Consider the following 10,262-nt stretch of genomic DNA (forward strand, 5'->3'; position numbering starts at 1 on the left):
TCAACCGGTCACACCGGCAATCCGGATCGCAGTTCTGTTCCACTCAGAACGTGGCGTCGCGCAGCTGGCGGCGCGACGTCACGCCGAGCTTGCCGAACACCTTGCGCAGGTGCCATTCCACGGTGCGCGGACTGATGAACAGCCGGGTGCCGATCTCCGGGTTCGAGTAGCCCTCGCGGGCCAGCCGGGCGATCTGGTACTCCTGCGCGGTCAGCTCGTCGGTGGGTTCGACGGTGCGCTTGCGGGCGGTCTCACCGGTGGCCTGGAGTTCGCGGTGAGCGCGGTCGGCGAACGTGGTCATGCCTGCGGCCAGGAGCATCTCGTGGGCGGTGCGCAGGTGGTCGCGCGCTTCGACGCGTTGGCCCTCGCGGCGCAGCCACTCGCCGTACAGGAGGTGGGCTCGGGCCAGTTCGCTGCGCAAAGAGGTGCGCGCGAAGTGGTCGATCGACTCGGAGAACGCCGAGGTGTCGCCGTTCAGCGCCCGCAGCCGTGCCTTGATGCCGAGCGACCAGTCGGTGTCGACCCACGCGGACGAACGCCGCAACGCCTCGGCGACTAGCTCGGAGTCGCCGGTGCGCGACGCGGCCTCGGCCAGTTCCGCGGTGATCAGGCCGCTGTAGACGAGCGAGTCCTCCTCGAACACGCGGACAGCCGCGTCGCGGGCGAGGTCGTGGCGGCCCAGTCCGTTGTGGAGGATCGCGCTGGTCCAGTCGGCGATCGTGGCGAGCCTTCCCTGGCCGTCGCGCCGGGCGTCCCGTGCGGTCGCGGTGGCGAGGTCCTCGCCGCGGTGGGCGGCCTGCAGCAGGACCGCGTAGCCGACCGGTGGAGTGCCGGTGACCTCGGAGATCCGCCGGTCCTCCTCGATCAGCGCCTGAGCGGCGGCCGGTTCGCCGGCGAGGAGCTCGTTGTCCGCCAGGAAGTTCAGTGCGAACTGCAGCTGCACCAGGGCACCGGCGTCGCGGGCCATCCGCACCTGCTGCTGGGCGAACGCACGGCGCGTCTCGAAGTCCCACATCTCGCTCGCGAGGATCCCGCCCGCGCGGTAGCCGAAGAGCCACGGCAGGCGGCTGATGTCCTCCGCGCCGACCTTCAGCGCCTGGACCTCCTCCAGCGCACGGGTCATGTGCGGCACGGACGCCGCGTAGCCCGCGGTGATCCTGGTGGTGAGGGCTTCCAGGACCCGGTCGATCGCGCACGGCGGAGTGCGCGGCGGGGGAGCGGTGCGGGCGGCGTCGGCCGAGGACGTGCCCGCCCAGATCGCCGCTGAGAGCGCTTCCAGATGGGTCTCGCGGGCCAGGTCGGCGTCGAACGGGACGAGCCGGGCGGCCGCGCTGAACAGCAGAGGCGCTGCTTCGGCCACGCGGCGCTGGTCGAACGCGATGTGCCCGCGCAGGTGCTCGATCTCGGCGCTGCGCTGCTCGTCCGGCGGCCCGGCCTCGACCGCGGACAGCAGTCGCAGCGACGCCTCCAACGCGCCCGCGTCGCGCTTGGCCCGTGCGGCGGCCAGCTCGCGCTGGGCGCGGCGGGCGGGTTCCGGGGTGAGCACCGCGGCCTGTTCGAGGAACGCGGCGGCCGCGAGCAGACCACCGCGGGCCTGGGCGCGACCCGCGGTGTTCTCCAGGTCGGCGGCGACGTCCTCGTCCGGCGAGGTGGTGCTGTGGGCGCGGTGCCACGCGCGGCGGTCCGGGTCGATGGCCGGATCGGTCGCGTCGGCCAGCGCCCGGTGCACGCGCTGCCGCTCCGCCGCGGACGCCGACCGGTAGACGGCCGAACGCACCAGCGGGTGGCGGAACTGGACCCGCGCCCCGAACTCGATCAGGCCGGTGCCCAGCGCCGCGGCGGCCGGGTCGGCGCCCAGTCCGAGCAGGCCGGCCGCGCGCCACAGCAGGGTCGCGTCGCCGAGGGGTTCGGCGGCGGCGGTCAGCATCAGCAGGCGGGTGTCGGCGGGCAGCGGTTCGATCTGGCGCGCGAAGCTCTGTTCGATGCGGCTGGTCAGCGGCGTGGCGTCGAGACCGTCGGCCAGCTCCGCGGTGGTCCACGCGCGCGGCAGCTCCAGCAGCGCCAGCGGGTTGCCGCGGGCCTCCGCGACGATCCGGTCGCGCACCCGGCCGTCCACCGGCCCCTTGATCACCGAGTCGAGCAACGCGCGGGCGTCCGCGTCGTCCAGGCCGCGCACGAACAGCTCGGGCAGCCCGTCGAGGTAGTCGTTGCCCTCGCGCAGCACGAAGACCAGCGCGATCCGTTCCGCCAGGAGCCTGCGGGCGACGAACCCGAGCACCGCGGACGACATCGAGTCGAGCCACTGCGCGTCGTCGACCAGGCACACCAGCGGCTGTTCGTCGGCGACCTCGGCGAGCAGCGTCAGCACCGCCAGACCGACCATGAACCGGGTCGGCCGGGGTCCGGACGCCATGCCGAACGCGGTGCCCAGCGCCTCGCGCTGCGGTGCGGGCAGCTTGTCCAGCCGGTCCAGGAACGGCACGCACAGCTGGTGCAGCCCCGCGTACGGGAACGCGCTCTCGGACTCGACGCCCGCGGCGCGCGTGACCCGGAACCCCGCGGCCCGGTGCGACACGTGGTCCAGCAGCGCGGTCTTGCCGATCCCGGCCTCGCCGCGCAGGACCAGCACCTGGCCGTTGCCGGTCCGCGCCTGCGTGAGGAGGCGGTCCAGCGTCTCGCCCTCGTTGCGTCTGCCCAGGAGATCGTCCGACACGGGCACGAGCCTACGGGCCAGGGAGTGACCAGGGTGTTCCACGGGTTCGAGCGACCCCCTGGCGGGACGAGTGTTGCGGTACACGAAACGAACGAAGGAGTTGAACCCCGATGGACTACAAGTTCGAGGTGGCAGTCATCCCGGTGAGCGACATCGACCGGGCGATCCACTTCTACAAGGCGCTCGGCTGGCGCTTCGACGCCGAGTTCGCCGACGACGAGGGCTACCGCCTCACCCAGTTCACCCCGCCCGGCTCGCCCGCGTCGATCATCTTCGGCAACGGCGTGAGCAACGCGGCGCCGGGCAGCGCGGAGGGCCTGCACCTGATCGTCGACGACGTGGTGGCCGCCCGCGAGGACCTGATCGCCCGCGGCGTCGAGGTCAGCGAGGTCTTCCACGACAAGACCGGCGTCTTCCACCACGCCGGCACCGAGGGCCGCGTCGACGGCCCTGCGCCCGGCCGCACCAGCTACGGCTCGTACGCCTCGTTCAGCGACCCGGACGGCAACGGCTGGGTGCTGCAGGAGGTCACCACGCGCCTTCCCGGGCGTGTGTGATGAGCCAGTACGACGTCATCGTCATCGGCGGCGGCTCACCCGGCGAGCACTTCGCCGCCGCCGTCGCCGAGGGCGGGCTGCGGGTGGCCGTGGTCGAACGTGAACTGCTCGGCGGCGAGTGCTCGTTCTGGGCGTGCATCCCGTCCAAGACGCTGCTGCGGCCAGGCGAGATCGTGGCGGCCGCGCAGGACGTGCCCGGCGCTCGTGAGGCGATCACCGGCAAGGTCGACGTCAAGGCCTTGGTGGAGTGGCGCGACTTCATGGTCTCGTCCTACTCCGACGCGGGCGGCGAGAAGTGGGCCGGCGGGGCAGGCATCGACGTGCTGCGGGGTGAGGGCCGGATCGCCGGTCCTGGCGAGGTCGCGGTGGGAGACCAGACCTACACGGCCGACCACATCGTGATCGCCACGGGCTCGTCGGCGTTCATCCCGCCGGTCGTGCGCGACCTGCCGGGGCTGTGGACGAACCGCGAGGCCACCGGCTTCCAGGAGGTTCCGGCCAGGCTGCTGGTCCTCGGCGGCGGACCGGTGGGCGTCGAGATGGCGCAGGCGTTCCGGAGTCTCGGCTCCGAGGTCGCCCTCGTCGAGGGTTCCGGCCACCTGCTGCCTCGCGAACCGGAGGCGGCCGGTCGTGCGCTCGGCGAGGCACTGACCGCCGCGGGTGTCGAACTGCACCTCGGCGTGCACGCCACCGCGGCCCGGTTCGAGAACGGGTCTTATGTCCTCGAGCTCCCCGACGGTGTCGAACTGCGCGGCGACAAGCTCCTCGTCGCCACCGGCCGGCGCCCGCGGGTCGAGGGGATCGGTCTCGAAACCGTTGGTGTCGAACCGAATCCGCACGGCCTGGTGACCGACGACCGCATGAACGTGGCCGACGGCATCTGGGCGGTCGGCGACGTCACGGGCCAGTGGAACCTGACCCACGTCGGCAAGTACCAGGGCCGCGTCGCCGCCGCGAACATCCTCGGCAAGACCGCTCGCGTCGACTACACCGCCGTGCCGCGAGTCGTGTTCACCTCCCCGGAGGTGGCCGCAGTCGGTGCGGCAGAAGGAAAGTACACCGCAACAGCCCACCTGTCGGGCGTCGCGCGCACGGCCACCTACACCCGTGCGTACGACACGCAACCCGGCTTCCTGACCCTCGTCTCCGACGGCGAAGTCCTCACGGGCGCCTACGCCGTCGGCCCCGAGGCCGGCGAGTGGCTCCAGCAGGCCACCGTGGCGATCCGCGCCCGCGTCCCGCTGTCCGTGCTGCTCGACGTCATCCAGCCGTTCCCCACCTTCTCCGAGGCGTTCCTCAACGCCCTCCGTGATCTGGCAAAGGAAGTAGCGAAGTGAAGAACTTGGCAGAGATCGACATGAAGCTCGAGGTCACCGTCCTCCCCGTCACCGACGTGGAGCGCGCGAAGGAGTTCTACAGCCGGCTCGGCTGGCGGCTCGACGTGACGCCGCCGTGGGTCGTGCAGTTCACCCCGTACGGTTCCAACGCGTCCATCCACTTCGGTGAGGGCGTGACCACCGCCGAGCCCGGTTCGGGACGGCACTTCCTGATCGTCTCGGACATCGTCGAGACGCACGAAGCGCTTCTGGCCGCCGGTATCAAGGTCGGCCCGCTTTTCCACGGCGGCCCGGACGGACCGGTCGAGGGCGCGGATCCCGAGCGCCGCAGCTACTTCACCCGCGCGGAGTTCGCCGACCCCGACGGCAACACGTGGATCCTGCAGGAGGTCACGACCCGCCTGCCCGGCCGCGTCGACGCCGACGACACCTCCTACGCGTCGATCACCGATCTCTCGGCGGCGCTGCGCCGGGCCGCGCTGGCCCACGGTGAGCACGAGAAGCGCAACGGCGGCGAGTACGACGAGAACTGGCCCGACTGGTACGCCGAGTACATGGTCAAAGAGCAGACGGGCGAAGAACTTCCGCGCTAGCTTGCGGGGGTGAATCCGGAGATCGACAGAGCGCTGCGCGGGACGCCGACCAAGTTGGCGTTCCGCGCGCTTTGTGCTGCCGTCATGAAAGCCGATGCCGATCTGGTGTCGTACTGCGACGAACAGCTCGCCTCCTGGCCGGACGAGCTGCGCGAGGCGCCGTGGTCGTGGCTCGCGGCACTGGAGTCCGGCTTCTCGAAGCCGGTGTGGCCACTCGTCCGATCGCTGGACCTGTGGTCTGTTCGCGAAGGACTGCGCGATCCCGCGTTGCCGGATCCGCGTCGCCCCGAGATGCGCGCGGTGACCAGCCTCTCGCTCGGCTACCTCGACCACGAGCAGGTGGAGGCGTTCACCGAGACCGCCGACCACTGGGAGAACCTGCGCACCGTCCGCTTCCGCGGCCTCATCGCGGACGACGCCGAGGTGCTCGCCCGGTTCGCCCGCACCGAAGCGGTCACGAGGCTGGAGTCGCTGGTGGTCCTGAGTGTGACCGAGAGCCTCTGGCACTTCGACAAGCCACCGTTCCGGCTGGACCGGCCGACCCGCCTGCGTCACGCCGGTCTGCGCGCGACGGATCTGGCTCACCTGCTGCGCGAGGGACTGGCACCTGACCTGAGGTCGGCGGAGGTGCTCGTCGAGACCGTCGACGAGGCCCGTGAGCTGGCCAGCTGTGCGGGACTCGCCCAGCTGGAGCGGTTGGAGATCGGGTTCCGCTGCGGCAAGAACGGCCGCCAGCCGCTGTGGAAGCCGTACTTCGGCAACGTGATCGAGGCGGATGACGAGGCGTGCGCGGAGTTCTTCGCTCGCGCCGATCTGCGGAACGTGCGGTCGCTGCGGCTGCGCGGTACGCCGATGGGGCTGGGCAGGGAAGGGCTCGGCGCTCGCGGTGTCGAGGCGATCCTGCCGGTCCTGCCGTGGCTGACCGAGCTGGCCCTCGAACTGCTCCCCGTCGACGACAAGACCATTTCCCAGGTCGTCGGTGCCCTCGACAGCGCGCGCATCGAGAAACTGGTCCTCTCGAACCTGGTCGCGACCGATCACGTGGCCGGCGCTTTTGTTGCCGCACGGGCGTTTCCCCGGCTGCGGCACCTGGATCTGAGCGACAACCACCTCGGCTCGGACGGTGTCCGGCGACTGCTGGGCGCGGAGTTCCCCGTGCTCGATCATCTCGACCTGAGCGGTGGCTGGGGCGGCTCGCCGCACTACGCCCGCCCGGACATCCAGCCCGTCGAGGACGGTGGCGCGCTGGCCGTGGCCGGGTTGAAGAGCCTCACGTCGTTGCGGCTCTCGGCGACCGGGCTCGGACCGGACGGGCTCGGCGCGTTGCTGAGGTCGGAGAACCTGCGCGAGCTGGACGTCTCCGGCAACCCGATGGGCCGGCTGCCCGACGTGCCGGAGTGGCTCTCGCTGCGCACGGTGAACCTCGCCGGCTGCGGTCTCGGTGACGCGGACATCGCCGTGCTGCCTTCGGCCGCGCCGCAGTTGGACAGCATCTCGTTGGCCTACAACAACTTCAGCTCGGACGGCGCACGCGCGCTGACCCGGTGGCCGGTGCTGCCGCAGCTCTGGGTGCTCGACCTGCACGACCACACCATCGGCGACGACGGCCTGGCCGACTTCGCCAGGTCCGGTGCCGCGTCGCGGTTGGTCGAGCTCGACCTGGAGCAGGACTGCTGGAACGCGTCGCGGCGCTCGTACGTGACGCCGCTGCCGGACGAGGTGGTCGCGCCGGAGTCGTTCCCCGGTCTCGACGCGATCTTCCTCGGCATCGTCGACGAGTACCACGGCGCCCGGTACAGCACAGGAGTCGGGGAAGTGCCGGTCGGCGCCCGGCCCGAGCTGGTCGCGTTCCTCGCCTCCACCGAGATCGAGGACGACGACGAGCCCGGCGAGGACGTCCCGCCGCAGGAGAAGGACTTCCGCACCGATCGCGCCGCGGCCTGGGCGGAGTACCTGTCCGACTCCAGGGACTTCGCCCGCCGGATGATGTCCGGGGACATCGGGTGGCCGCCCTAGGGGTCGTCCCTGATGTGCGAAACCGTTGACGCGGCTTACCTTCTGCGGCAAGCGAGGGAGGCCGCGGATGAAGGCGATCGTCCAGGACAGATACGGCTCGTCGGACGTGTTGGAGCTCAGGGAGGTCGACCGGCCCGTGCCGGCCGCCGGCGAGGTGCTGGTGCGGGTGCGGGCGTCGTCGGTGAACGCCGCCGACTGGCACGTCATGCGGGGCGACCCGTACTTCGCGCGGCTGTTCCTGGGGTTGCGCGGACCGAAGGCGCGGATTCGCGGACTCGACTTCGCGGGCGTGGTCGAGGCGGTTGGGCCTGGGGTGAGCGGTCTTGAGGTGGGCGCGGAGGTGTTCGGTGAGGTCGAGGGGTCCTTTGCCGAGTACGTCTGTGTCAGCGCTGACGTCGTCGAAGCCAAGCCGGCGAACCTGACGTTCGAGCAGGCGGCGACGTTGCCGTTGGCCGGCAACACGGCGTGGATGGGACTGCGCGAGCTGCAGGCCGGGCAGAAGGTGCTGATCAACGGCGCGTCCGGCGGTGTTGGGCTGATGGCCGTGCAGATCGCCAAGGCGCGCAAGGCGATCGTGACCGGGGTGTGCAGCACGCGCAACGTCGAGATGGTCCGGGAGGCCGGCGCGGACGACGTCATCGACTACCGGACGTCGGACTTCGTCGGCAACGGGCAGTGCTACGACCTGATCTTCGACCTCGTGGGCAACCGGTCGATGAGCGAGCTGCGGGGTGCGCTCACCGCGGACGGGGTGCTGGTGCTCTCCGGCGGCGGCAGCTTCACCGGTGGGGCGCTGTTCGGGCCGTACCGGTTGATCATCCAGGGCAAGGTGCTCGGGCCGTTCGCGCGGCAGCGTCTTGTGGTGCTGGAGGCCAAGCCCAGCAAGGAGAACCTGGCCGCGCTCCGGGACCTCGCCGAGTCGGGTCAGCTGGTGCCGGTGATCGAGCGGACCTATCCGTTGACCGACGCACCGGACGCGATCCGGCACGTGGAACGGGAGCACGCGCGGGCGAAGGTGGCCGTCACCATCTAATTCTGTGGCGCTCAGGGGATGCGGCGGTCATGATCCCGCCTCATGGTCGAGGTTCGTGTTGCCGGTGGAACCGTTCGGGGCGCATCGGAATCGAATGTTTCCGTGTTCCGCGGCATCCCGTTCGCCGCGCCGCCGGTCGGCGAGCTCCGGTTCGCCGCACCACGACCCGCGCCCGCGTGGGACGGCGTGCGGGAGGCGGTGGCGTTCGGGCCGCCGCCACCGCAGGCCGGGATGTTCGGCATGGACGGCGTCGGAGTGGCCGGCGACGACTGGCTGACCGTGAACGTCTGGTCGCCCGACCTCGCCGCGAACCTGCCCGTGATGGTGTGGATCCAGGGCGGTGCCTACGTGTTCGGCACGTCCGGTCTCCCCGAGTACGACGGCACCCGCCTCGCGCAGGACGGCGTGGTCGTGGTGACGTTCAACTACCGCGTGGGCATCGAAGGTTTCGCGCATGTCGAGGGCGCGCCTGCGAACCGGGGACTACTGGATCAGGTCGCCGCCCTGGAGTGGGTTAGCGCCAACATCCGGGCGTTCGGCGGCGATCCGGGCCGTGTCACGCTCTTCGGTCAGTCCGCCGGCGGTGGTTCGGTCGCCTCGCTGCTGGCGATGCCGCGCGCCGCGGGACTCTTCCACCGCGCGATCGCGAGCAGTGTGCCCGGCACGTTCTTCACGCCCGAGCTGGCTGCGGACATCGCGGCCGCGTGCGCCGCCGAACTGGGCCTGCGCCCCGCCGAGCTGTCCACTGTGGACCCCGAGCTGCTGACAGTCGCCGGCGACGAGATCATGGCCAAGATCGGCCAGTTCACCGGGCGGTGGGGACAGGTCGCGCACAAGCAGATCCCGTTCGCGCCGGTCGTCGACGGCGAGGTCCTGCCGGTCACGCCGTGGGAGGCGGTGGCGGCGGGCGCGGCAAGGCACCTCGACCTGGTCGTCGGTCACACCCGCCACGAGCAACGCATCCTCACCATGATCGACGGCATGCTCGGCGAGGTCACCGAGGAGCACGCGGCGACCGCGCTGGACGTCTTCGCGCCCGGCCGCCCCTACCGGGAGCGCTTCCCGGCCGCGGGCCCGGACGAGCTGTACGACCTGGTCTGCTCGGACTGGTTGTTCCGCATGCCGTCGTTGAAGCTGGCGGAGGCACAGGTCGAGGCCGGTGGTCGTGCCCACGTGTACGTGCTGGCCTGGGAAGCGCCCGGCATGGGAGGTGCGCTGGGCGCGTGCCACGGCCTGGACGTGCCGCTGGTGTTCGGCAACCTGGACCGCGGCCAGCCCGCGATGCTGATCGGTGACGTGACACCGGAGGCGGCGGCGCTGTCGGACCGCATGCGTGGCGCGTGGACGGCGTTCGCGAAGGAAGGCGATCCCGGCTGGCCCTTGTACGGCGCTGACCGCCTCACGCGGGTCTTCGACGTGGAGGACCAGGTGACCGCGTATCCGGAGGAGGAGTCCCGGCTGATCTGGCAGGGCCACGCGTTCGCTCCGCTCTCGGGAATACCGTCCGCCGGCTGACGTTGTACGCGCCGGAAGGAGGGTTCGATGAGCAACGAATTCGCGGTGCACGACAGCACGGGCTTCAACGCCTACCAACCGAACGGTGAGGTGGCGGCTGACCGCTGGGTCACCGCGACGCGCCTGTTCGACGCCGACCGTGAGGAGACCACGGCCGAGAAGTGGGAGCGTTCACAACTGCTGTTCCAGGCCCGGGACTACATCGGCGCCGCGCGGCTGCTGGCCGGTCTCGTCGAGGAAGTGCCGTTCCAGACGGACCTCTGCCTGCTGCTCGCCCGCGCCTACTACCACTCGGCTCAGCTGGCCAAGGCCGAGGCGCAGCTGCGCGTGATCGTCGACCGCGACCCGGTCGAGCACTACGCGCACCTGCTGCTCGGGCGCACGCTGGAGCGGCAGGGCCGGCCCGAGGAGGCCGCGCCCTGGCTCCGGTTGGCTGCCGCGTTCGGTGGCGACCTAGCTGTACTGACCGGAGAGGTTCGGAACGCGGCTGGCGGGCGG

The 10,262-nt window shown here is 71.2% G+C and carries 8 protein-coding genes; 7 read left to right on the forward strand and 1 reads right to left on the reverse strand.

Features of this window, described 5'->3' with window-relative positions:
* Positions 1 to 43: 43 nt before the first annotated feature.
* The gene (locus LFM09_RS48505; RefSeq protein WP_414103445.1) at positions 44 to 2,713 is read right to left on the reverse strand and encodes a helix-turn-helix transcriptional regulator; all 2,670 of its coding nucleotides are present in this window, start codon (positions 2,711 to 2,713) and stop codon (positions 44 to 46) included.
* 110 nt (positions 2,714 to 2,823) lie between these two features.
* Between LFM09_RS48505 and LFM09_RS48510 the strand changes: the two genes are divergently transcribed.
* From LFM09_RS48510 to LFM09_RS48540, 7 genes are all read left to right on the forward strand, one after another.
* Positions 2,824 to 3,270, forward strand: coding sequence for a VOC family protein (locus LFM09_RS48510; protein ID WP_414103446.1), 447 nt, complete (start codon positions 2,824 to 2,826; stop codon positions 3,268 to 3,270).
* Positions 3,270 to 4,607 carry a dihydrolipoyl dehydrogenase family protein gene (locus LFM09_RS48515; RefSeq protein ID WP_414103447.1) on the forward strand — a complete coding sequence of 446 codons (1,338 nt, stop codon included), beginning with the start codon at positions 3,270 to 3,272 and terminating at the stop codon, positions 4,605 to 4,607. The genes LFM09_RS48510 and LFM09_RS48515 overlap by 1 nt, the downstream gene beginning before the upstream one ends.
* Positions 4,604 to 5,200, forward strand: coding sequence for a VOC family protein (locus tag LFM09_RS48520; protein ID WP_414103448.1), 597 nt, complete (start codon positions 4,604 to 4,606; stop codon positions 5,198 to 5,200). The genes LFM09_RS48515 and LFM09_RS48520 overlap by 4 nt, the downstream gene beginning before the upstream one ends.
* Positions 5,201 to 5,209: 9 nt before the next feature.
* Entirely contained in the window at positions 5,210 to 7,216 is a 2,007-nt protein-coding gene (locus tag LFM09_RS48525) for a hypothetical protein (protein WP_414103449.1), read from the forward strand.
* 67 nt (positions 7,217 to 7,283) lie between these two features.
* Complete coding sequence (locus LFM09_RS48530; protein ID WP_414103450.1) at positions 7,284 to 8,249, forward strand: NAD(P)-dependent alcohol dehydrogenase; 966 nt, start codon at positions 7,284 to 7,286, stop codon at positions 8,247 to 8,249.
* A gap of 42 nt (positions 8,250 to 8,291) precedes the next feature.
* Positions 8,292 to 9,764 (forward strand): carboxylesterase/lipase family protein, encoded by a 1,473-nt coding sequence (locus LFM09_RS48535; protein ID WP_414103451.1) that lies wholly within the window; start codon positions 8,292 to 8,294, stop codon positions 9,762 to 9,764.
* 27 nt (positions 9,765 to 9,791) lie between these two features.
* Positions 9,792 to 10,262: tetratricopeptide repeat protein (locus tag LFM09_RS48540; protein WP_414103452.1), on the forward strand; the 471-nt coding region annotated here is incomplete at its 3' end.

Origin of the sequence: Lentzea alba, from assembly GCF_047445655.1 — a bacterium.
Taxonomy (GTDB): domain Bacteria; phylum Actinomycetota; class Actinomycetes; order Mycobacteriales; family Pseudonocardiaceae; genus Lentzea; species Lentzea alba_A.